The sequence below is a fragment of the Pseudomonas sp. LH21 genome (genome assembly GCF_036549575.1).
GTDB classification, from domain to species: Bacteria; Pseudomonadota; Gammaproteobacteria; order Pseudomonadales; family Pseudomonadaceae; genus Aquipseudomonas; species Aquipseudomonas peradeniyensis.
Genome location: NZ_CP144367.1, coordinates 347,282 through 368,765, shown reverse-complemented (window position 1 = coordinate 368,765; position 21,484 = coordinate 347,282). Strand labels below are relative to the sequence as shown.

Sequence of the window (21,484 nt, the reverse complement as noted above, 5' to 3'; positions counted from 1 at the left end):
ACAAAAAGGAATCCACCATGAACCACGACGTCATCATCACCTGCGCCCTCACCGGCGCCGGCGACACGGTCGCCAAGAGCCACCTGGTCCCGGTCACCCCGAAACAGATCGCCGAATCCGCCGTCGAAGCCGCCAAGGCCGGCGCCACCGTGGTCCACTGCCACGTTCGCGATCCACAAACCGGCCGCTTCAGCCGCGACGTCAACCTGTACCGCGAAGTGATGGAGCGCATCCGCGAGGCTGACGTGGACATCATCGTCAACCTCACCGCCGGCATGGGCGGCGACCTGGAGATCGGCCCGGGCGAGTCGCCCATGGAGTTCGGCCCAGGCACCGACCTGATCGGCCCGCTGGAACGTCTGGCCCACGTCGAGGCACTGCTGCCGGAAATCTGCACCCTCGACTGCGGCACCCTCAATTTCGGCGACGGCAATGCCATCTACGTCTCCACCCCGGCCCAGCTGCGCGCGGGCGCCAAGCGCATCACCGAGCTGGGCGTGAAGGCCGAGCTCGAGATCTTCGACACCGGCCACCTGTGGTTCGCCAAGCAGATGATCAAGGAAGGCCTGCTGGACGACCCGCTGTTCCAGCTGTGCCTGGGCATCCCCTGGGGCGCCCCGGCCGACACCACCACCATGAAGGCGATGGTCGACAACCTGCCCGCCGACGTCACCTGGGCCGGTTTCGGTATCGGTCGCATGCAGATGCCCATGGCCGCCCAGGCCGTGCTGCTCGGCGGCAACGTGCGGGTGGGGCTGGAAGACAACCTGTACCTGGACCGTGGCGTGCTGGCCAGCAACGGCCAGTTGGTGGAACGGGCGGCGGAAATCATCACCCGCATGGGTGCTCGCGTGCTCACCCCGGCCGAAGGCCGGGAAAAGATGAACCTCAAGCGTCGTTGAGCCCCCGGAAATCATGGGGATCTTGTGGGAGCGGGCTTGCCCCGCGAAGCAGGCGCCGTGCTGGATGGCACCGGCTTGGCCGGTGATCGCGGGACAAGCCCGCTCCCACGCATGCGCGACACATCATTGAACAACGTTCCGCAGGAGCCAGATATGCCCTTTATCACCGAGATCAAGACCTTCGCCGCCCTGGGTAGCGGCGTGATCGGCAGCGGCTGGGTCGCCCGCGCCCTGGCCCATGGCCTGGACGTGATTGCCTGGGACCCGGCCCCCGGCGCCGAGGCCGCGCTGCGCAAGCGCATCGCCAACGCCTGGCCAGCCCTGCAGAAGCAGGGCCTGGCGCCCGGCGCATCGCAGGATCGCCTGACCTTCGTCGCCACCATCGAGGAATGCGTGCGCGACGCCGACTTCATCCAGGAGAGCGCGCCCGAACGCCTGGACCTCAAGCTCGACCTGCACGCGAAGATCAGCGCCGCCGCCAAGCCCAACGCGATCATCGGCTCCAGCACTTCGGGCCTGCTGCCCAGCGAGTTCTACGAGTCGGCCACCCACCCCGAGCGCTGCGTGGTCGGCCACCCGTTCAACCCGGTGTACCTGCTGCCGCTGGTGGAGATCGTCGGTGGCCGCAATACCAGCCCCGACGCCATCGCAGCGGCGAAAACCATCTACACCGCGCTGGGCATGCGCCCATTGCATGTACGCAAGGAAGTCCCCGGGTTTATCGCCGACCGCCTGCTCGAAGCGCTCTGGCGCGAGGCCCTGCACCTGGTCAACGACGGTGTCGCCAGCACTGGCGAGATCGACGACGCGATCCGCTTCGGCGCGGGCCTGCGCTGGTCGTTCATGGGCACCTTCCTTACCTACACCCTGGCCGGTGGCGACGCCGGCATGCGCCACTTCATGGCCCAGTTCGGCCCGGCGCTGAAGCTGCCCTGGACTTACCTGCCAGCACCGGAGCTGACCGACAAGCTGATCGACGATGTGGTGGAAGGTACCTCGGAGCAGTTGGGCGAGCGCAGCATCGCCGCGCTGGAGCGCTATCGTGATGACACCCTGCTGGCGGTACTGGAGGCGGTCAGATCGAGCAAAGCCAGCCACGACATGGCCTTCGGCGACTGAGGAGAAAACGATGCCCGCCCTGATCACCTACCGTACCCGAGTGTTGCCGGAATGGGTCGACTACAACGGCCACCTGCGCGATGCCTACTACCTGCTGATCTTCAGCTACGCCACCGATGCGCTGATGGAGCGCATCGGCCTGGACGCCGATGCTCGTGGCCAGAGCGGACATTCGCTGTTCACCCTGGAGGCACACATCAACTACCTGCATGAGGTGAAGCTCGATACCGAGGTGTGGGTGCGGACGCAGGTCATCGACTTCGACAGGAAGCGCCTGCACCTGTACCACAGCCTGCACCGGGAAGGGTTTGACGAGGCGTTGGCGGCCAGTGAGCAGATGCTGCTGCATGTGGACCTGGCGGGGCCGAGGTCGGCGCCGTTCAGTGAGCGGTGCAGAGAACAGTTGCAAGCGCTGGCCAATCAGCAGCAGGACCAACCACCTCCTGAACTTATCGGCCGCACCATACGATTACCGGCCTGACGCATGATCTCGTGGGAGCGGGCTTGCCCCGCGATAGCGATGACAGGCTCATCACCGCAATCACGCGGCAAGCCCGCTCCCACGAGATGTTCGCCCACATAAAAAACAACCCCGGAAAGCCGTGAGCATCCGGGGTCAAGAGCGAGCAACATCCACTGTGCATGAAGTGAGGGTGACCAAACCCTCGGTGCCGTGAATGACTTCAGTGTGCGGCCTTCCTTCCCCGACGATTTAGCCGTAAACGACCTGTTCTTAGCCAAAGCGGCCATCGCGACAATCCGCCCTTGCCGCCCTGGCGCGTCGGACACAGAATCGATGGCAAACAACAGCGGCGAAGGACATTAGTCATGATGCATGCGGACTTGATCGACCAGGACGACCTGCTGGGCCAGCTGCGCTCGCGGGGTTTCGACATTCCGGCCGGCGCCAGCGCCGAGCAGGCCTGCGAGGTGGTGATACGCGGGCTGACCGAGCCCAATGCGCGGGCCCTGAAGGGTATGGTGGAGCAGATGTACACGGGTAGCGCGACCATCCTCCCGGCCGTGCGCCAGGCCATCGACAAGCAGTTGCTGCCGGCGTTGGCGCAGTTCAACAGGCGCGCCTGAAGCATTGACTGGGCTTGTGTGTAGGAGCGGCCTTGTGCCGCGAAAGGGCTGCGAAGCAGCCCCAGGATCTTAGCGTTCATGCCTAGATTGCTGGGGCCGCTACGCGGCCCTTTCGCGGCACAAGGCCGCTCCTACAGGGGGCCAGTTTTCGGCTACAGGCGCACGCTGGCAAAGGTCGATTCATTACGCGCCTGGCTCAGCGCCGCCATCGGCCCGCTGTGCGGCGACAGGGCCATGGCCTGCGGGATCGGCATCATCGCCACCTGCTGGGTGGTGTTCGAACCCACGCGCTCGTCACGCGGCGGAATGCCGAAGTACTCGCGGTAGCACTTGGAGAAGTGCGGCGTGGACACGAACCCGCACACCGACGCCACCTCGATGATCGACATCGGCGTCTGCTTGAGCAGTTGCCGGGCACGGATCAGGCGCAGCTTGAGGTAGTAGCGCGACGGCGAGCAGTGCAGGTACTTCTGAAACAATCGCTCGAGCTGACGCCGCGATACCGCCACGTACACCGCCAGCTCGTCCAGGTCGATCGGCTCCTCGAGGTTGGCCTCCATCAGCGCGACGATCTCCTGCAGCTTCGGCTGGTTGGTGCCGAGCATGTGCTTGAGCGGCACGCGCTGGTGGTCCTGCTCGTTGCGGATGCGCTCGTAGACGAACATCTCGGAGATCGCCGCCGACAGCTCGCGGCCATGATCGCGGCTGATCAGGTGCAGCATCATGTCCAGCGGCGCGGTGCCGCCGGAGCTGGTGAAGCGGTTGCGGTCGAGGGTGAACAGGCGGGTGCTCATGTTGACCCGCGGGTAGGCTTCCTGCATCGCCGCCAGGCATTCCCAGTGCACGCTGCAGTCGAAACCGTCGAGCAGCCCAGCGCAGGCCAGCGCCCAGCTGCCGGTGCACACCGCGCCCAGGCGACGCGACTGGCGGGCCTGGGCCTGCAGCCAGGTGACGTGCTCGCGGGTGACGGTGCGCTGGATGCCCACGCCGCCGCAGACGATCACCGTGTCCATGGGCGGTGCGTTGTGCATCGCCGCGTCCGGGGTGATCTGCAGGCCATCACTGGCCCATACCTGGCCACCGTCGACGGTCAACGTGTGCCAGCGGTACAGCTCGCGGCCGGACAGCTGGTTGGCCATGCGCAGGGGTTCGACGGCCGAGGCCAGCGAGATGAGGGTGAAGTTGTCCAGCAGGAGAAAGCCGATGGACTGGGGTGCTGTGCGGTTCTGGGTTGGGTTCCCGGAGGTGTACGACGTCATCGCGATTTCTCCTCACACAATGCAGGGTGTGCCTCAGGCGAGCACTGTTCTTGTAATGGCCCCGTTTCGTATGCAGGGGCTTTGCCAATCTCAACGCAAATGGCATGCCTGAAATTGAACGCTCATCCAATAAAACCCAAAAACGACGTCGGCATGCGCCTTCCAGCGGGCCGGGTGATGAGCGTCAGGTCAAACGCAAACGGGCGCGCCAGCGCCCCTGCGCGTCACCGCTGAGCAATTCGGTAGCACTTGTGGGAAGGTTGCCCAGATGCGACAGACTTGAGTGTCACCGACAACGACCCTGCTGGTAACGACAGGCGACGGCCGGTAGATGACAACCGATGCGCCAGAATGTGGCGCATCGGTCAGGCGTGGGCCAGAACGGCGCATCAGCACTCGATGACGCTGACCGCAAGACCCCCGCGCGAGGTTTCCTTGTACTTGTCGTGCATGTCGGCGCCGGTGTCGCGCATGGTGCGGATCACCTGGTCCAGAGAGATGAAGTGCTCGCCGTCGCCGCGCAGGGCCATCTGCACGGCGTTGATCGCCTTCACCGCGGCGATGGCGTTGCGCTCGATGCACGGTACCTGGACCAGGCCGCCGACCGGATCGCAGGTGAGCCCGAGGTTGTGCTCAAGGGCGATCTCGGCGGCGTTCTCCAGCTGCGCGGGCGTCGCGCCCAGCACTTCGGCCAGACCCGCCGCAGCCATGGCGCAGGCCGAACCGACCTCGCCCTGGCAACCGACCTCGGCGCCGGAGATCGAGGCGTTCTTCTTGCACAGGATGCCCACCGCGGCCGCGCCGAGGAAGAAATCCACCACGTTGGATTCGTCCACCACATCGGAGAAACGCATGTAGTAGTGCAGCACCGCCGGAATGATCCCGGCCGCGCCGTTGGTGGGCGCGGTGACCATGCGCCCGCCGGCGGCATTTTCCTCGTTGACCGCCAGGGCGTAGAGGTTGACCCACTCCATGGCGCTCATGGTCGAGCCGATCACATTGGGCTTGCCCAGCTCCTGCAGGCTGCGGTGCAGCTTGGCGGCGCGGCGGCGCACATTGAGCCCGCCGGGCAGAATCCCTTCGTGCTTGAGGCCGTTGTCCACGCACTCCTGCATGGCCTGCCAGAGCTTGAGCAGGCCGGCACGAATCTCTTCTTCATTGCGCCAGACCTTCTCGTTGGCCAGCATCAATTGCGACACGCTCAGGTCGTTTTGCCTGCATAGCTGCAGCAGCTCGGCGGCGCTGTTGAAGTCGTAGGGCAGCACGGTCTGGTCGGCGTCCAGCACGCCACTGGCGGCCTGGGCGGCATCGACCACGAAGCCGCCGCCCACCGAGTAGTACGTGTCGCGATGCAGCTCGCCACCCTCGCCTTCGGCGATCAGGGTCATGGCGTTGGGGTGATACGGCAGGTTCTCGTCCAGCAGCAGCATGTCGCGGGCCCAGACGAATTCGATGGGCAAGCGGTTGTCGAGTTTGAGCACGTTGGTTTCACGCAGGTCGGCGATGCGCGGGGTGATCTGGCTGGGGTCGATGGCGTCGGGCCATTCGCCCATCAGGCCCATGATCGTGGCGTTGTCAGTGCCGTGGCCGACACCGGTGGCCGACAGCGAGCCATACAGCCGTACCTCGATGCGCCGTACCCGCTCCAGCTCGCCGCGTTCGCGCAGCCCCTGGACGAACAGCGCGCCGGCGCGCATGGGGCCGACGGTGTGTGAGCTGGAAGGCCCGACACCGATCTTGAACAGGTCGAACACGCTGATGGCCATTGTCGCATCACCTCTTGATGGGCTTGTCTCGCAGCGCCGAACACCGCCTTGCGCAACTGCTAGGCTGAAAGCTCGAGCCGCCTCGGAATGCTCGCATCATCGGGCTTTTGCCCACCCCCTCGCCGTCTGCAACCGACGTACTTTTGTCCAGCAGCGCCGCCACTGCACCGGCCCTGCGTGCGCCGTTTTCCAGCGCCGGGACGCCGTAAAAACCGAGGCCGGGGGGTGGAAAAATCCAGTTGCGACATCGTCCGTACTGGATGCGACCCGTCCTGTACTGGATACGACGCCACCAGTAGGCGATTGCCGAACGCTGGAGGATTATCGAAAGCGACTCGTATTGCACGGCCTCGCATCCTGCCCTCTGCAGGCCTGGTCGACCGGAGCCCTGAGAACGCCCGGCGACCCACGCGAACCCGAAGATAAAATCACAGGAGTCCATCCATGAAAGGTTCACCCAAGCTGTTGCTGGTCGCGTTGCTGTCCGCTCCGCTGCTGGCCCAGGCCGCCGAACCCGAGCAGTGTAAGACGGTGCGTTTCTCGGATGTCGGCTGGACCGACATCACGGTCACCACCGCGACCACCAGCGTCGTGCTCGAAGCCCTGGGCTACAAGACCCACACCACCATGATCTCGGTACCGGTGACCTACAAGTCGCTGGCCACCGGCAAGGACCTGGACGTGTTTCTCGGCAACTGGATGCCGACCATGGAGAACGACATCAAGCAGTACCGCGACGCCGGCACCGTCGAGACCGTGCGCGCCAACCTGGAGAACGCCAAGTACACCCTGGCCGTGCCCCAGGCACTGTATGACAAGGGCCTGAAGGATTTCGCCGACCTGCCCAAGTTCAAGCAGGAGCTCAAGGGCAAGATCTACGGCATCGAACCCGGCAACGACGGCAACCGCACCATCCAGAAGATGATCGACGACAACGCCTTCGGCCTGAAGGACGCCGGCTTCCAGATCGTGCAGTCCAGCGAGGCCGGCATGCTCGCCCAGGTCGACCGGGCGCAGAAGCGCGACGAGGCGATCGTGTTCCTCGGTTGGGAACCACACCCGATGAACACCCGCTTCAAGATGCAGTACCTGACCGGCGGGGACGCCTATTTCGGTCCCGACTTCGGCAAGGCCACCGTGCTCACCAACACCCGCAAGGGCTATGCGCAGGAATGCGCCAACGTCGGCCAGCTGCTGAAGAACCTGTCGTTCGAGCTCAAGGATGAAAGCACCATGATGGGCTATGTCCTGGACGACAAGATGAAACCCGAGGCTGCGGCCAAGAAGTGGCTCAAGGACAACCCCGGCAAGCTGGATGCCTGGCTCGCCGGCGTGACCACCGTGGACGGCAAGCCCGGCCTCGAGGCGGCCAAGGCCAAACTGACGCAATAACGCAAGACGCAATGGCAACACCTCGGGGCGGGACCGTGCCCGCCCCGGACTGATTTCAATCTTTGCAGGTGGAAGCTCGCTATCATGCTTATCGATCAGAAAATACCCCTGGGGCAGTACATCGCCTCATTCGTCGAATGGTTGACCCAGAACGGCGCCAGCTACTTCGACGCCATCGCCGCAGGCCTGGAATTCATGATCCATGGGGTCACCAGTGCCCTGACCTGGTTCAACCCGTTCGTGCTCATCGCCCTGTTCGCCGCCCTCGCGCACCTGATCCAGCGCAAGTGGGCCCTTACCGTCTTCGTCGCCCTGTCGTTCCTGTTGATTTTCAACCTGGGCTACTGGCAGGAAACCATGGAAACCCTGGCGCAGGTCACCTTCGCCACGGTGGTCTGCGTGGTCATCGGCGTGCCGCTGGGCATTGCCGCCGCGCACAAACCGATGTTCTATACCGCCATGCGCCCGGTGCTGGACCTGATGCAGACCGTGCCCACCTTCGTCTACCTGATCCCGACCCTGACCCTGTTCGGCCTGGGCGTGGTACCGGGGCTGATCTCCACCGTGGTGTTCGCCATCGCCGCGCCCATCCGCCTCACTTATCTGGGCATCTGCGACGTGCCGCAGGAACTGATGGACGCCGGCAAGGCCTTCGGTTGCTCGCGCCGCCAGCTGCTGACCCGTATCGAACTGCCGCACGCCATGCCGAGCATCGCCGCCGGCGTGACCCAGTGCATCATGCTGTCGCTGTCGATGGTGGTGATCGCCGCCCTGGTGGGCGCCGACGGCCTGGGCAAACCCGTGGTCAACGCACTGAACACCGCCGATATCTCCCTGGGCTTCGAAGCGGGCCTGGCGATCGTGCTGCTGGCAATCATGCTCGACCGTATCTGCAAGCAACCGGAGCTGCCGGTAAGGGGTGAGGCATGAGCATCATTCGATTCGAAGACGTCGACGTCATCTTCTCCAACAAGCCGCGCGAGGCGCTTTCCCTGCTCGACCAGGGCAAGACCCGCGAGCAGATTCTCAAGCAGACGGGCCTGGTGGTCGGCGTCGAGAAGGCCAACCTGGACATCAACAAGGGCGAGATCTGCGTGCTGATGGGCCTGTCCGGCTCGGGCAAATCCAGCCTGCTGCGCTGCATCAACGGCCTCAACACCGTGAGCCGTGGCAAGCTGTTCGTCGAGCACGAAGGCAAGCACATCGACATCGCCCACTGCACCCCGGCGGAGCTTAAGATGATGCGCACCAAGCGCATCGCCATGGTGTTCCAGAAGTTCGCCCTGATGCCCTGGCTGACGGTGCGCGAGAACATCAGTTTCGGCCTGGAAATGCAGGGCCGCCCCGAGAAGGAACGGCGCAAGCTGGTCGACGAGAAGCTCGAGCTGGTGGGCCTGACCCAGTGGCGCAACAAGAAGCCGGACGAACTCTCCGGCGGCATGCAGCAGCGCGTGGGCCTGGCCCGGGCGCTGGCGATGGACGCCGACATCCTGTTGATGGACGAGCCGTTCTCGGCCCTCGACCCGCTGATCCGCCAAGGCCTGCAGGACGAACTGCTGGCCCTGCAGAGCAAGCTGAGCAAGACCATCGTGTTCGTCAGCCACGACCTCGACGAGGCCCTGAAGCTGGGTAGCCGCATCGCGATCATGAAGGACGGGCGGATCATCCAGTACAGCAAGCCGGAAGACATCGTGCTCAACCCGGCCGACGAGTATGTGCGCACCTTCGTCGCCCACACCAACCCGCTCAACGTGCTGTGCGGCCGCAGCCTGATGCGCAGCCTGGACCAGTGCAAGCGGGTCAACGGCTCGGTGTGCCTGGACCCGGGAATCGACTCATGGCTGGACCTCGGCGAAGGGGGCTCGCTCAAGCGCGCGCGCCAGGGCCAGAACGGGCTGGACATGCAGAACTGGGCACCGGGGCAGGATGTGGAGCTGCTGGAGCGCAGGCCGACCGTGGTGCACGCCGATATCGGCATGCGCGAGGCGCTGCGGATTCGTTACCAGACCGGCAACAAGCTGGTGTTGCAGGATAACGACAAGGTGGTGGGGATTCTTGGGGATACCGAGCTGTATCACGCGTTGCTCGGCAAGAATCACGGGTAATGCAATGGGGGCCGCTTTGCGGCCCATCGCAACACAAGGCCGCTCCTACAGGGATATGCGTTTGCCGGATGGATACGCGTTCCCCTGTAGGAGCGGCCTTGTGTCGCGAAAGGGGGGCATACTAACACCAACCGTTAAGTCTTTACCTATAATTTTTGCCAGTTGTGGCCATTCTCTCAATGCGTTTCATTATGAGCTCACCTCTACGGGAACGAGCTCATGGAATATTCCGACTGGAAGAAACTGTTTTTTATTGCTGGCATCACACTTATTTCAGCCTGCAATTCGACGACACCAAGCCAAACAACCAGCCATTCCACTGAGCGTTCTGCCGCGCTGTTCCAACTGCAACCCAAACTGGACAAACCAGCACTGCAGACGTTGCAGGCGCATCAGGGCGTTCACCCCTATCTGACAACCCTGTTCAACGACCCTGCAACCCTCGAGCTGCATCCGGTTAGCGTGAACCCCGACCTAATCAGCCGTAATACTGATACATTCTCTGTTCCACTGCCTGATGGAAAAACAATAAAATTTCGGAGAAAAGGAGCAGACACGGTGCCAGATGGCATGATCAGCTGGTACGGTGATATCTCATCAGACGCCAAACAGCACAAGTCTTCAGCCGCTGAAGTCGATCTCGATCCTTTTAATTGGATTTCCATAGTACGTCATGACAAACAGTTGATTGGCAGCATCCATGTCAACGGAAACCATTATCGTCTCGAGAGTATTGGCGGAGACCAGCATGTTCTGGTCAAACTTGATAAGACCAAGCTCCCGCCAAAGTCAAAACCAAGATTAACCCCACGAAACAACAAGCCCGCTGCGAATATAAACACATCGCCAAGCTCCGAAAAAAGCCTTATCAGACTGCTCATCGTCACCACCGAACAATCAAGAGCCAAGTACCCGAACGTTCGGCAAACACTACAACAAATACTGACGGAGACCAATATTTATTACAACCAAAGTGACACCAACCTGACGCTTGAGCTGTCCGAGATCTTAGATGCCCCCTATAGCGAATCGGGAAAAACGTATGATGACCAACTTGATGATCTTACCTTTGAGGAAAGAGCCCTTTGGAAATACGTAAACCCCAAACGAGATAGAACTAAATCTAGCTTAGTTACTTTATTTTCGACCTCCATGGAATACTGCGGCCTAGGATGGCTCGAGGCTGACAAACCGTTCGCTTACTCTGTGTTCAGCTGTACTGACTCTACGCTGGCGCATGAGATTGGCCATAATCTCGGAGCTGACCACGAGTTTCCAGACAGCGAGGGGGTGATTCCACGATATGCATACGGTTACGAAAGTAGTATACCCAGCTTCCGTACACTGATGACTACGTCCCATGACGTCATACCTTACTTCTCAAATCCGCGCCTACGGTATCAAGGCGCTTCACTCGGCACCGAAAAATACAATGACGCTGCCCGCCGGTTCGATGAGCGCCGGGAGATTGTTGAAAATTTTTACCCTAGCCCCGTCTATCCTAATATAGTACTTACTTTGAGTGACGACTCTAATTATTGTTTAGTTGTCGCCAGACGAAGCGAAGACTGGGCCATGGTAAACTGGACCCCTGAGTGCAAAGAAGAGGCAATCCAGCCCAAAAGCGCATCAATCTCCAAGTGGTCAGGCAATGGAACCTTATGCTTCAGCAATCTGCTCATGAGCACAAAATTTTGCTACTCAGGAACTTACAACGGCGACTTCAAAATCAGTAATATTTTCACAGGTGAAGGAATACCTTCAGGAATAACATTCAAAAAAACTGGTTCAGGAACTCCTGCTCTTATTCGATACATGTATAAATAGCTAACGCGGCGTACTACATGCTTTTGGGGCCGCAACGCGGCCCCAAACCGTTATCTGATCACGATCCCACACGCAGCCATGTATGCCTTCGCCTCCGGCACCGTGTACTCGCCAAAGTGGAAGATGCTCGCCGCCAGCACCGCACTGGCATGCCCTTCCAGAATCCCGTCGGCCAGGTGCTGCAGGTTGCCCACGCCACCCGAGGCAATCACCGGAATCCCCAGCGCATCGCTGATCGCCCGGGTAACCCCCAGGTCGAAGCCGTTCTTCATGCCATCCTGGTCCATGCTGGTCAGCAGGATCTCGCCGGCCCCCAGGCCTTCCATCTTCTTCGCCCACTCCACTGCGTCCAGCCCGGTCGGCTTGCGACCGCCGTGGGTGAAGATCTCCCAGCGCGGCGTCTCACCTGGGCCGGAGACTTTCTTGGCGTCGATGGCAACCACGATGCACTGCGAACCGAAACGGTCCGCAGCCTCACCCACGAACTCCGGGTTGAACACCGCGGCGGTGTTGATCGACACCTTGTCGGCACCGGCATTGAGCAGGTTGCGGATGTCCTGCACGGTACGCACGCCGCCGCCAACGGTCAGCGGGATGAACACCTGGCTGGCCATGCGCTCGACGGTATGCAGGGTGGTGTCACGGCCATCGACGCTGGCGGTGATATCCAGGAAGGTGATCTCGTCGGCGCCCTGCTCGTTGTAGCGGCGGGCGATCTCCACCGGGTCGCCGGCATCGCGGATGTTCTCGAACTTGACGCCCTTGACCACCCGGCCGTTGTCCACGTCCAGGCAAGGGATGATGCGCTTGGCCAGTGCCATGGTCGTTCCTCAGCCTTGGTAGTTGTCGCAGAAGGCCTGGGCCTCGGCGACGTCGAGGGTGCCTTCGTAGATGGCACGGCCAGTGATGGCGCCAATGATGCCGGGGGCCTTGGCGTCCAGCAGGGCCTTGATGTCGCCCAGGTTGTGGATGCCGCCCGAGGCGATCACCGGAATCGAGGTGGCTTCGGCCAGGGCCTTGGTGAACGGCACGTTGCAGCCCTGCATCATGCCGTCCTTGGCGATGTCGGTGTAGACGATCGCCGAGACGCCGTCAGCCTCGAAACGCTTGGCCAGGTCGATGACCTGCACGCTGCTCACTTCGGCCCAGCCGTCAGTGGCGACGAAGCCGTCTTTCGCATCCAGGCCGACAATGACCTTGCCGGGGAAGGCCTTGCACGCTTCGGCGACGAACTCAGGCTGCTTGACCGCCTTGGTGCCGATGATCACGTAGCTGACGCCGGCCTTGACGTAGTGTTCGATGGTTTCCAGCGAGCGGATGCCGCCGCCGATCTGGATCGGCAGGTTCGGGTAGCGCTTGGCGATGGCAGTGACCACTTCACCGTTGACCGGCTGGCCTTCAAAGGCGCCGTTCAGGTCGACCAGGTGCAGGCGGCGGCAGCCACCCTCGACCCATTTGGCGGCCATGCTCACCGGGTCGTCGGAGAATACGGTGGAGTCTTCCATGCGGCCTTGGCGCAGGCGTACGCAGGCACCGTCCTTGAGATCGATAGCGGGGATAATCAGCATCTTGGCAACCTGTCTTGTTCGTTGGGTTCAGGGCTTCTCTAGCGCCCACAGGTCGCTTTCGATGCTCTCGAACCGCTCCTTGAGGTGCAGCTGAACATCGGCAATCGCCCTGTTGTAGTAGTGGGGTGCAATTTCCTTGCTGAACAGCTCGAGGACCTCGGCCACCTCGAACGACCCCAGCTCCAGCTCGAAGCGGTCTTCGAGGAAGCGCTTGAGCGTGTCAAGCGCGTCGCGCTCCTGCTCCGGGGCCAGGGTGATGACGGGAGCCTTGGTCTTCGATCGGCTCATTTACCAGCGCCCGTCCCAGGCGACGAAGTTCTGCAGCAGTTGCAGGCCATGGGTATGGCTCTTCTCCGGGTGGAACTGCACGGCAAAGCGCGAGCCATCGGCCAGCGCGGCGGCGAAGTCGACGCCATAGTGGCCGCGACCGACCACCTGGCCCGGCTTGCCGGCGTTGATGTAATAGCTGTGCACGAAGTAGAAGCGCGCCCGGTCAGGGATGTCGTGCCACAGCGGGTGGTCGATGGTCTGGCTCACTTCGTTCCAGCCCATGTGCGGCACCTTCAGGTGCTCACCGTCTTCCTTCAGGTCTTTACCGAAGAAGCGCACCTGGCCGGGGAACAGGCCGATGCAGTCGACACCGTCGTTTTCCTCACTGTGGTCGAGCAATGCCTGCATGCCCACGCAGATACCGAGGAACGGGCGATCCTGGCTGACTTCGCGCACCAGGCTGTCGAAGCCCAGGCGGCGGATCTCGGCCATGCAGTCGCGGATCGCGCCGACGCCGGGGAACACCACGCGATCAGCCTCACGAATCACCGCGGCGTCACTGGTCACCAACACCTTGCCGGCGCCCACGTGCTCGAGGGCCTTGGCCACCGAGTGCAGGTTGCCCATGCCATAGTCGATTACGGCTACCGTCTGCATTTACAGGCACCCTTTGGTGGACGGCATCTGCCCGGCCATGCGCTCGTCGAGGGTAACGGCCATGCGCAGGGCGCGGCCGAAGGCCTTGAACACGGTCTCGATCTGATGGTGGGTGTTGTGGCCACGCAGGTTGTCGATGTGCAGGGTCACCAGGGCGTGGTTGACGAAGCCCTGGAAGAACTCCTGGAACAGGTCGACATCGAAGCCGCCGACGGTGGCGCGGGTGTAGGGCACATGCATCTGCAGGCCTGGGCGCCCCGAGAAATCGATGACCACGCGCGACAACGCTTCGTCCAGCGGCACATAGGCATGGCCGTAGCGGAAGATGCCTTTCTTGTCGCCGATGGCCTGGGCGAACGCCATGCCGAGGGTGATGCCGACGTCCTCGACGGTATGGTGATCGTCGATATGCAGGTCGCCCTTGCACTCGATATCCAGGTCGATCAGCCCATGTCGGGCGATCTGGTCGAGCATGTGTTCAAGGAAAGGCACGCCGATTTCAAATCGGGCCTTGCCGCTGCCATCGAGGTTGATCGAGCACTTGACCTGGGTTTCCAGGGTATTGCGCTCGACGGAAGCCTTACGTTCGACCATCACCAGCTCCGCAAAATCATTGGGCGAAAAGGGCTCCATTATAGGCCCAGAACGCGCCGGCTTGAAACGCGGATGACATATGGCAGAGCTAGTAATTACGGGGGTGGAATGGGCCTACAGGTCTATACAAGCAGATTTTTCTGTTGAACCCATCGCGGGGCCAGCCCGCTCCCACGATCTGGCGTGGGAGCGGCGGTGCGCCGATGCGACTTGCCCCGCGATGGGGCCCTTGAAACCAGCCAATCAACCGGCCGGATCATCCATCAATGAAACAGCACCGCCGTCTTCTGCAAGGTGATCCACACCCCCCAGGCCAGCGGAATCACCACCACCGCCCAGGCCAGCAACACCAACGGCAGGCTGCCCGGCGCCGCATGCCACTCCAGCGAGCGTGCCGAATCGACACCCTTGTCATGGCTCAGCGCCCGCTCGGCAGCCAGTTCGGCATCGGTCATGAAGTACTTGTCCGCCACCGGCCGCACCAGCATGTTGCAGATGAAGCCCAGCACCAGCAGGCCGGCGAGGATGTACAGGGTCATGTCGTAGGCCGCGGCCCGCTCCACCCCTGCCGCCAGCTGCGCCTCGCGCAGGTAGGTGATCAGCACCGGGCCGAGCACGCCGGCCGCCGCCCAGGCAGTCAGCAGGCGACCATGGATGGCGCCGACCATCTGCGTGCCGAACAGGTCGGCCAGGTACGCCGGCACGGTGGCGAAGCCGCCGCCGTACATCGACAGGATGATGCAGAACGCCGCCACGAACAGCGCCACGTTGCCAATGTGGCCCATGTTCGGCACCAGGCTGTAGAGGCCCACGCCCAGGGCGAAGAAGGCGAAGTAGGTGTTCTTGCGACCGATGTAGTCGGAGAACGACGCCCAGAAGAAGCGTCCGCCGATGTTGAACAGGCTCAGCAGGCCAGTGAAACCAGCGGCGATGGCGGCAATCTGCGCCAGCTGCGCGGCATTCAGCTCACTGAACGTCAGCTCGTTGCCCAGCAGCTTGCCGGCGAACACTTCCTGCAGCAGCGGCGAGGCCATCCCGAGGATGCCGATGCCGGCCGACACGTTCAGGCACAGCACCAGCCACACCAGGGCGAACTGTGGGGTCTTCCAGGCCACGCTGACGTGCACGTGACGGTCGGTGACCATGGCGTTGGCCTTCTTCGCCGGCGGCGTCCAGCCTTCAGGCTTCCAGCCGGTCGGCGGCACGCGGTAGGCCAGGGCGCCGGCGGTCATGAACACGAAGTAGATCGCGGCCATGGCGACGAAGCTCTGCCATACGCCCACTTCGGTCGGGCTGGAGAAATGGCCCATCAGCGCGGTGGCCAGCGGCGCGCCCACCATGGCACCCCCGCCAAAGCCCATGATCGCCATGCCGGTGGCCATACCGCGCTTGTCCGGGAACCATTTGATCAGCGTCGACACCGGCGAGATATAGCCCAGACCCAGGCCGATCCCGCCGATCACCCCCGAGCCCAGCCACATCAGCCACAGCTGGTGGGTCTTCACGCCGATCGCCGAGATCAGCAGGCCACCGCACCAGCACAGCGCCGATACCAGGCCGGCCTTGCGCGGGCCGGCGTGCTCCAGCCAGCCGCCGAGCACCGCGGCCGAGCAGCCGAGGAACACGAAGAACAGGGTGTAGATCCAGCTGAGCATGGAGATCGGCCAGTCGCACTCGGCGCTGAACAGGCGGGCGACGAAGCCCATGTCGGCGACGCAGGCCACCGGCGCGCTGACGCCCAGGGCCTGGGACAGCGGCAACCAGAACACCGAGAAGCCATAGGCCATGCCGATGCACAGGTGAATCGCCAGGGCCGCCGGCGGCACCAGCCAACGGTTGAAGCCCGGGCGGGCGATGATGCGCTCCTTCGACAGGAAGCCCGGCGCGCTCGCCACCGCCCCCGCCGTGATACTGCTGTTCATGGATTGTTCCTTTTGTAGGTGGGCTGTGCGCGTGGACGGCTCTGCTTTGGCTGCACGCAAGGCAGCCCGGCCGCTTGGGCTGGCACCCCGCGACAATGGGTCGCGGGGGCTCCACGGGCGGGCGCAAGATTACCAGCAGGGGGTGACATGAAAGCAATCTGATATCGTGTTTTTTTCGTCAGCTGAATCGGTATTTCGCGTATTCAGGTGAGGGTGTGTCGCCTGTTCGGGCCTCATCGCGGGGCTAGCCCGCTCCCACGCAGGTACCACGCTGGTCTCGGCCCTGCGATTAGGTCCAAGCAGGTGATAAATGAACTGTCATCATTCCCACTGTCGAAATGTCGGATACGCAGAGCCAAGTGCCACGGCGCTATACTCGCCGCTGAATTTCTAAATCGGACTACAAGGACTCGCCCATGAAAGCGTTCGGCAAAATCCTGGGGCTGGGGCTTCTCGGGTTGTTGCTGATCATCGTGGCGCTGGGCTTCGCCCTGACCCACCTCTTCGATCCCAACGACTACAAAGACGAAATCCGCAAGCTGGCCCGCGACAAGGCCCATGTGGAACTGACCCTCAACGGCGACATCGGCTGGAGCCTGTTCCCCTGGCTGGGCCTGGAGCTGCACGAGGCGAGCATCGCCACGCTGAACAACCCCAAGGTGCCGTTCGCCGACCTGCAGATGCTCGGCCTGTCGGTGCGCGTGCTGCCGCTGCTGCGCCGCGAGGTGCAGATGAGCGATGTGCGGGTCGAGGGCCTCAACCTGACCCTGACCCGCGACGCCAATGGCCACGGCAACTGGGAAGACATCGGCAAGCCACTGCCGCAGCCGACCGTCGCCGGCGCGCCGGCCAGCACGCCGGCTGAAGCGCCAGCCGCCGCGCCAGCCAACGCTGAAGCCAGCGAACGCTCGGTCAAGCTCGACATCGACAGCCTGACCGTCAATAACGCCCGCGTGCTCTACACCGACGAGAAAGCCGGACAGACCTACGGCGCCGAAAGCATCCAGCTGAGCACCGGCCCCGTGCACGAAGGCGCGAACATCGCGCTCAAGGCCAGTGCCTTCCTCAGCGCCAGCCAGCCGAACATCAAGGCGCGCACCGAGCTGACCGGCGAGCTGCGCTTCGACCGCAAGCTCAAGCGCTACAACCTCGAGGACATGCGCCTGTCAGGCGAGACCTCGGGCGAGCCGCTGGCCGGCAAGACCCTGACCTTCGTTGCCCAAGGGCAGGTGCTGGTCGACCTGGCGGCCAATGTCGCGTCCTGGAGCGGCCTGAAGGTCTCAGCCAACCAGCTGCGCGCCCTGGGCGAACTGAACGTGCGTGATCTGGACAAGGCCCCGCAGGTCAGCGGCGGCCTGTCCATCGCCCAGTTCGACCTGCGCACCTTCCTCGACGGCATCGGCCACCCGCTGCCGGCCACCGCCGACCCGGGGGCGTTCAAGAAGCTGGAGCTGGTCACCCGCCTGCAGAGCACGCAGAACAGCCTGGCCCTGGAAGACCTGGCGGTGAAGCTGGACGACAGCACCTTCACCGGCCGTGTCGCCGTGGACGATTTCGCCAAGCAAGCATTGCGCGTACGCCTCAAAGCCGACACGTTCGACGCCGATCGCTACCTGCCGGCCAAAAGCGAAGAGGCCAAGGGCGCCAGCGCCGCGCGCCAGGCCGAGGTCAAGCAGCAGGAAGCCACCGCCGTCGCCGGCGCGGGCACCACACCACTGCCCGACGCACCGACCCAGGTGGCCTGGAGCAACGACAAGCTGTTGCCGGTCGACCGCCTGCGCGCCCTGGACCTGCAGGCCGACCTGTCGTTCGGCGCGCTGACCCTGGACAAGCTGCCGATCAGCGACGCACAGCTGACCGCCAGCGGCCAGGCCGGCCTGGTCACCCTGCAGACCCTGCGCGGCGGCCTGTACAACGGCACCTTCGAGGCCAAGGGCACTGTCGACGTACGCCCCGCCGTGCCGCAGATCGGCGTGAACACCAAGATCAATCGCGTGCCGGTGGAGCACTTCATCAAGCGCGAAAGCCCGGACCAGACGCCGCCAGTGAAGGGCCTGCTGACCCTGAACAGCGACCTGACCGCCACCGGCAACAGCCAGAAAGCCCTGGTCGATACCCTCAACGGCAACGCCAGCTTCACCATCAACGACGGTGTGCTGGTCAACGCCAACCTGGAACAGCAGCTGTGCCAGGCCATCGCCACCCTCAACCGCAAGCAGCTCAGCGGCGAACAGCGGGGCAAGGACACGCCGTTCCAGGAACTGCGCGGCAGCCTGGTGGTACGTAACGGCGTGGCCAGCAACCCGGACCTCAAGGCACGCATCCCGGGCCTGACCGTCAACGGCCATGGCGACCTCGACCTGCGCGTGCTGGGCATGGACTACAACGTCGGCGTGATCGTCGAGGGCGACCAGCGCGCCATGCCCGACCCGGCCTGCCAGGTCAACGAGCGCTTTGCCGGCGTCGAAGTGCCGCTGCGCTGCCGCGGCCCGCTGGAGCTGGGCGCCAAGGCCTGCCGCCTGGATCAGGACGGCCTGGGCAAGGTCGCCGCGAAGCTGGCCGGCAACCGCCTGAAGGACAAGATCGATGAAAAACTCGAAGAGAAACTCGGAGACAAGGTGAGCCCGGAACTCAAAGATGCGCTCAAGGGGCTGTTCAAACGATGAGCCCCCAGCAGTTCTCCAGCGCCGTGCTGGACTGGTACGACCAGCACGGCCGCCACGACCTGCCCTGGCAACAGGGCATCAACCCGTATCGGGTGTGGGTCTCCGAAATCATGCTGCAGCAGACGCAAGTCAGCACCGTGCTCAACTACTTCGACCGCTTCATGCAGGCCCTGCCGACCGTGCAGGCCCTGGCCGAGGCGCCGGAGGACGAGGTGCTGCACCTGTGGACGGGCCTTGGCTACTACACCCGCGCCCGTAACTTGCAAAAGGCCGCGAAGATCGTTGTCGAGCAGCATGGCGGCGAGTTCCCGCGCAGCGTCGAGCAACTCACCGAATTGCCCGGCATCGGGCGCTCCACGGCGGGCGCCATCGCCAGCATCAGCATGGGCATCCGCGCGCCGATCCTCGACGGTAACGTAAAGCGCGTGCTGGCCCGTTTCACCGCACAGGCCGGCTACCCCGGCGAACCCAAAGTGGCCAACCAGCTCTGGGCCACCGCCGAGCGCTTCACGCCGATGACCCGGGTCAACCACTTCACCCAGGCGATGATGGACATGGGCGCCACGCTGTGCACCCGCAGCAAGCCCAGTTGCCTGATCTGCCCGCTGCAAAGGGGTTGTGAGGCGCACCTGCATGGCGAGGAGACCCGCTACCCCGAGCCCAAGCCGCGCAAGGCCCTGCCCCAGCGCAAGACCCTGATGCCGCTGCTGACCAACCACGAAGGCGCGATCCTGCTCTATCGCCGGCCTTCCACCGGCCTGTGGGGCGGACTGTGGAGCCTGCCGGAGCTGGACAGCCTGGAACAGCTCGACGACCTCGCCTACCAGCACGGCCTGCGCCTGAACGGCAGCCAGGCCCTGGACGGCCTGACCCACACCTTCAGCCATTTCCAGCTGGCCATCGAGCCCTGGCTGGTGCGTGTCGAGCCCGTCGGCTCGCACGTGGCCGAGCCCGACTGGCTCTGGTATAACCTCGCCACCCCGCCGCGCCTGGGCCTCGCCGCCCCGGTCAAGAAGCTGCTGCAACGCGCGGCCGACGAACTGATTGCAGGAGACAAGCCATGACCCGCACCGTGAAGTGCCGCAAGTACAACGAAGAACTCCCCGGCCTGGACCGCCCGCCCTACCCAGGCGCCAAGGGCCAGGACATCTTCGAGCACATCTCGCAGAAAGCCTGGAAGGAGTGGCAGGACCACCAGACCATGCTGATCAACGAGAAGCGCTTGAACATGATGAATGCCGAGGACCGCAAATTCATCCAGGCCGAGATGGACAAGTTCTTCGCCGGTGAGGATTACGCCCAGGCCGAAGGCTACGTGCCACCCTCGAATTGACCCCGAAAACCGTAAGCGACGGAATTAATTTAAATTTTTTCAAAAAAGTCGTTGACGGTCGATTCGGAAATCTATTTAATGCACCTCGTCGCCCAGATAGCTCAGTCGGTAGAGCAGAGGATTGAAAATCCTCGTGTCGGCGGTTCGACTCCGTCTCTGGGCACCACCTTCAGCTTCTGGTGGTTGCAAAGTTACCCGAAGCGACACAAGAAACCCGCCTAGTGCGGGTTTTTTGTTGTCTGCGATTTGGTCGGCGCCGTGTTATCAAGACCTACCCCGCCGCCCGCGGAGTTACGATCTCTGCGTGCAGCCGGACCCCGAGCGCCGCCATGACTTTCATGATGGTTGCCAGGCTGGGGTTTCCATCCGCAGACAGCGCCTTGTACAGACCCTCCCGGGTCAAGCCGGTATCACGAGCCAACTGGGCCATGCCGCGGGCACGGGCGATATCCCCCAACGCGGCGGCAAGCAGCGTCGGATCGTTCTCCTCCAGGCACGCCTCAAGATAGAGGACGATATCTTCCTCGGTCTGCAAATGGTCCGCAGCGTCCCACTTGGTCAGCTTGAGATCTGTCATGGTGGTCTCCTAAAGATTGCGCGCCAGCCTGAGTGCAGATTTGATGTCCCTGGCCTGGGTGGCTTTGTCTCCTCCTGCCAGGAGGATGATCACTTCGTAACCCCGCCGAGCCAGATAGACCCGATAGCCCGGACCGTAGTCGATCCTCAACTCGAAGACACCCTCACCCACCGGCTTACAATCACCCAGCACTCCAAGCTCGACCCGCCGCAGCCGCACGTTGATGCGAGCTTGCGCACGCGCATCCCGCAAGGCGGCAAACCACTTCCTGTACATGTCGGTCTGTATGAGCGTGTGCATGAGAAAAATGTAAACCGCAGTTCACACTACATCAAACGGCAACTGTTTCAAACCATTCAACAGACCTGCGGCCCCCTTCCCGATTGATCGATATCAAAAAGCCACCCTCCACAGACCAATAGGATGGAAGGTGGACATTCG

Annotated in this window: 21 protein-coding genes and 1 tRNA gene; 12 read left to right on the top strand and 10 right to left on the bottom strand. The window is 63.1% G+C overall.

The features are described from left to right. The first annotated feature begins 17 nt into the window (after positions 1-17). The 4 genes from VUG52_RS01815 to VUG52_RS01800 all read left to right on the top strand — a co-directional run bounded on the left by VUG52_RS01815 (position 18) and on the right by VUG52_RS01800 (position 3,107). Positions 18-902 (top strand): 3-keto-5-aminohexanoate cleavage protein, encoded by an 885-nt coding sequence (locus VUG52_RS01815; protein ID WP_050703418.1) that lies wholly within the window; start codon positions 18-20, stop codon positions 900-902. A 153-nt stretch (positions 903-1,055) separates the two neighbouring features. Next, positions 1,056-2,021 (top strand): L-carnitine dehydrogenase, encoded by a 966-nt coding sequence (locus VUG52_RS01810; protein WP_050703417.1) that lies wholly within the window; start codon positions 1,056-1,058, stop codon positions 2,019-2,021. A gap of 10 nt (positions 2,022-2,031) precedes the next feature. After that, complete coding sequence (locus tag VUG52_RS01805) at positions 2,032-2,502, top strand: thioesterase family protein (protein ID WP_331832380.1); 471 nt, start codon at positions 2,032-2,034, stop codon at positions 2,500-2,502. 347 nt (positions 2,503-2,849) lie between these two features. Beyond that, the gene (locus VUG52_RS01800; protein WP_044488534.1) at positions 2,850-3,107 is read left to right on the top strand and encodes a hypothetical protein; all 258 of its coding nucleotides are present in this window, start codon (positions 2,850-2,852) and stop codon (positions 3,105-3,107) included. 152 nt (positions 3,108-3,259) lie between these two features. On the opposite strand, the gene VUG52_RS01795 is transcribed toward VUG52_RS01800, so the two are convergent. Continuing rightward, complete coding sequence (locus VUG52_RS01795; RefSeq protein ID WP_050703415.1) at positions 3,260-4,366, bottom strand: GlxA family transcriptional regulator; 1,107 nt, start codon at positions 4,364-4,366, stop codon at positions 3,260-3,262. A 389-nt stretch (positions 4,367-4,755) separates the two neighbouring features. Continuing rightward, positions 4,756-6,132, bottom strand: coding sequence for an L-serine ammonia-lyase (locus VUG52_RS01790; RefSeq protein ID WP_050703414.1), 1,377 nt, complete (start codon positions 6,130-6,132; stop codon positions 4,756-4,758). A gap of 444 nt (positions 6,133-6,576) precedes the next feature. Between VUG52_RS01790 and VUG52_RS01785 the strand changes: the two genes are divergently transcribed. The 4 genes from VUG52_RS01785 (at position 6,577) to VUG52_RS01770 (ending at position 11,456) form a co-directional block, all read left to right on the top strand. Continuing rightward, on the top strand, positions 6,577-7,524 hold the full coding sequence (locus tag VUG52_RS01785; RefSeq protein WP_220689963.1) for a choline ABC transporter substrate-binding protein: 948 nt from the start codon (positions 6,577-6,579) through the stop codon (positions 7,522-7,524). Between the two features lie 81 nt (positions 7,525-7,605). Next, complete coding sequence (choW, locus tag VUG52_RS01780; protein WP_177330813.1) at positions 7,606-8,454, top strand: choline ABC transporter permease subunit; 849 nt, start codon at positions 7,606-7,608, stop codon at positions 8,452-8,454. Beyond that, positions 8,451-9,629, top strand: coding sequence for a choline ABC transporter ATP-binding protein (choV, locus tag VUG52_RS01775; protein ID WP_050703411.1), 1,179 nt, complete (start codon positions 8,451-8,453; stop codon positions 9,627-9,629). The genes choW and choV overlap by 4 nt, the downstream gene beginning before the upstream one ends. Positions 9,630-9,848: 219 nt before the next feature. Further along, a complete protein-coding gene (locus tag VUG52_RS01770; RefSeq protein WP_082337603.1) occupies positions 9,849-11,456 on the top strand; it encodes a M12 family metallo-peptidase in 1,608 nt (535 codons plus the stop codon). Between the two features lie 50 nt (positions 11,457-11,506). On the opposite strand, the gene hisF is transcribed toward VUG52_RS01770, so the two are convergent. The 6 genes from hisF to VUG52_RS01740 all read right to left on the bottom strand — a co-directional run bounded on the left by hisF (position 11,507) and on the right by VUG52_RS01740 (position 16,467). Further along, a complete protein-coding gene (gene hisF / locus VUG52_RS01765) occupies positions 11,507-12,277 on the bottom strand; it encodes an imidazole glycerol phosphate synthase subunit HisF (protein ID WP_331832379.1) in 771 nt (256 codons plus the stop codon). Between the two features lie 9 nt (positions 12,278-12,286). Continuing rightward, the gene (hisA, locus tag VUG52_RS01760) at positions 12,287-13,024 is read right to left on the bottom strand and encodes a 1-(5-phosphoribosyl)-5-[(5-phosphoribosylamino)methylideneamino]imidazole-4-carboxamide isomerase (protein WP_023382794.1); all 738 of its coding nucleotides are present in this window, start codon (positions 13,022-13,024) and stop codon (positions 12,287-12,289) included. Between the two features lie 27 nt (positions 13,025-13,051). Continuing rightward, positions 13,052-13,312 (bottom strand): DUF2164 domain-containing protein, encoded by a 261-nt coding sequence (locus VUG52_RS01755; protein ID WP_050703409.1) that lies wholly within the window; start codon positions 13,310-13,312, stop codon positions 13,052-13,054. After that, positions 13,313-13,951 carry an imidazole glycerol phosphate synthase subunit HisH gene (hisH, locus tag VUG52_RS01750; RefSeq protein ID WP_028688463.1) on the bottom strand — a complete coding sequence of 213 codons (639 nt, stop codon included), beginning with the start codon at positions 13,949-13,951 and terminating at the stop codon, positions 13,313-13,315. After that, complete coding sequence (gene hisB, locus VUG52_RS01745; protein WP_028688464.1) at positions 13,952-14,545, bottom strand: imidazoleglycerol-phosphate dehydratase HisB; 594 nt, start codon at positions 14,543-14,545, stop codon at positions 13,952-13,954. It lies immediately after the preceding gene. A gap of 263 nt (positions 14,546-14,808) precedes the next feature. Beyond that, positions 14,809-16,467 carry an OFA family MFS transporter gene (locus VUG52_RS01740; RefSeq protein WP_331832378.1) on the bottom strand — a complete coding sequence of 553 codons (1,659 nt, stop codon included), beginning with the start codon at positions 16,465-16,467 and terminating at the stop codon, positions 14,809-14,811. A gap of 416 nt (positions 16,468-16,883) precedes the next feature. Here VUG52_RS01740 and VUG52_RS01735 point away from each other — a divergent pair, with 416 nt between their 5' ends. From VUG52_RS01735 to VUG52_RS01720, 4 genes are all read left to right on the top strand, one after another. After that, positions 16,884-19,133, top strand: coding sequence for an AsmA family protein (locus VUG52_RS01735; RefSeq protein ID WP_050703406.1), 2,250 nt, complete (start codon positions 16,884-16,886; stop codon positions 19,131-19,133). After that, positions 19,130-20,197, top strand: coding sequence for an A/G-specific adenine glycosylase (gene mutY / locus VUG52_RS01730; RefSeq protein ID WP_050703405.1), 1,068 nt, complete (start codon positions 19,130-19,132; stop codon positions 20,195-20,197). Before VUG52_RS01735 ends, mutY begins: the two co-directional genes overlap by 4 nt. Beyond that, on the top strand, positions 20,194-20,466 hold the full coding sequence (locus VUG52_RS01725; protein WP_011536185.1) for an oxidative damage protection protein: 273 nt from the start codon (positions 20,194-20,196) through the stop codon (positions 20,464-20,466). Before mutY ends, VUG52_RS01725 begins: the two co-directional genes overlap by 4 nt. A gap of 90 nt (positions 20,467-20,556) precedes the next feature. After that, positions 20,557-20,632: transfer RNA gene (locus tag VUG52_RS01720), tRNA-Phe, on the top strand. Between the two features lie 105 nt (positions 20,633-20,737). Here VUG52_RS01720 and VUG52_RS01715 read toward each other — a convergent pair. Beyond that, entirely contained in the window at positions 20,738-21,043 is a 306-nt protein-coding gene (locus VUG52_RS01715; protein WP_050703404.1) for an addiction module antidote protein, read from the bottom strand. Positions 21,044-21,052: 9 nt separating this feature from the next. Then, positions 21,053-21,343 (bottom strand): type II toxin-antitoxin system RelE/ParE family toxin, encoded by a 291-nt coding sequence (locus tag VUG52_RS01710; protein WP_050703403.1) that lies wholly within the window; start codon positions 21,341-21,343, stop codon positions 21,053-21,055. Positions 21,344-21,484 lie beyond the last annotated feature (141 nt).

Coding starts and splice junctions, on each gene's coding strand:
- VUG52_RS01815 (WP_050703418.1), top strand. CDS start 18: ATGAACCACGACGTCATCATCACCTGCGCCCTCACCGGCGCCGGCGAC.
- VUG52_RS01810 (WP_050703417.1), top strand. CDS start 1,056: ATGCCCTTTATCACCGAGATCAAGACCTTCGCCGCCCTGGGTAGCGGC.
- VUG52_RS01805 (WP_331832380.1), top strand. CDS start 2,032: ATGCCCGCCCTGATCACCTACCGTACCCGAGTGTTGCCGGAATGGGTC.
- VUG52_RS01800 (WP_044488534.1), top strand. CDS start 2,850: ATGATGCATGCGGACTTGATCGACCAGGACGACCTGCTGGGCCAGCTG.
- VUG52_RS01795 (WP_050703415.1), bottom strand. CDS start 4,366: ATGACGTCGTACACCTCCGGGAACCCAACCCAGAACCGCACAGCACCC.
- VUG52_RS01790 (WP_050703414.1), bottom strand. CDS start 6,132: ATGGCCATCAGCGTGTTCGACCTGTTCAAGATCGGTGTCGGGCCTTCC.
- VUG52_RS01785 (WP_220689963.1), top strand. CDS start 6,577: ATGAAAGGTTCACCCAAGCTGTTGCTGGTCGCGTTGCTGTCCGCTCCG.
- choV (WP_050703411.1), top strand. CDS start 8,451: ATGAGCATCATTCGATTCGAAGACGTCGACGTCATCTTCTCCAACAAG.
- VUG52_RS01770 (WP_082337603.1), top strand. CDS start 9,849: ATGGAATATTCCGACTGGAAGAAACTGTTTTTTATTGCTGGCATCACA.
- hisF (WP_331832379.1), bottom strand. CDS start 12,277: ATGGCACTGGCCAAGCGCATCATCCCTTGCCTGGACGTGGACAACGGC.
- hisA (WP_023382794.1), bottom strand. CDS start 13,024: ATGCTGATTATCCCCGCTATCGATCTCAAGGACGGTGCCTGCGTACGC.
- VUG52_RS01755 (WP_050703409.1), bottom strand. CDS start 13,312: ATGAGCCGATCGAAGACCAAGGCTCCCGTCATCACCCTGGCCCCGGAG.
- hisH (WP_028688463.1), bottom strand. CDS start 13,951: ATGCAGACGGTAGCCGTAATCGACTATGGCATGGGCAACCTGCACTCG.
- hisB (WP_028688464.1), bottom strand. CDS start 14,545: ATGGTCGAACGTAAGGCTTCCGTCGAGCGCAATACCCTGGAAACCCAG.
- VUG52_RS01740 (WP_331832378.1), bottom strand. CDS start 16,467: ATGAACAGCAGTATCACGGCGGGGGCGGTGGCGAGCGCGCCGGGCTTC.
- VUG52_RS01735 (WP_050703406.1), top strand. CDS start 16,884: ATGAAAGCGTTCGGCAAAATCCTGGGGCTGGGGCTTCTCGGGTTGTTG.
- mutY (WP_050703405.1), top strand. CDS start 19,130: ATGAGCCCCCAGCAGTTCTCCAGCGCCGTGCTGGACTGGTACGACCAG.
- VUG52_RS01725 (WP_011536185.1), top strand. CDS start 20,194: ATGACCCGCACCGTGAAGTGCCGCAAGTACAACGAAGAACTCCCCGGC.
- VUG52_RS01715 (WP_050703404.1), bottom strand. CDS start 21,043: ATGACAGATCTCAAGCTGACCAAGTGGGACGCTGCGGACCATTTGCAG.
- VUG52_RS01710 (WP_050703403.1), bottom strand. CDS start 21,343: ATGCACACGCTCATACAGACCGACATGTACAGGAAGTGGTTTGCCGCC.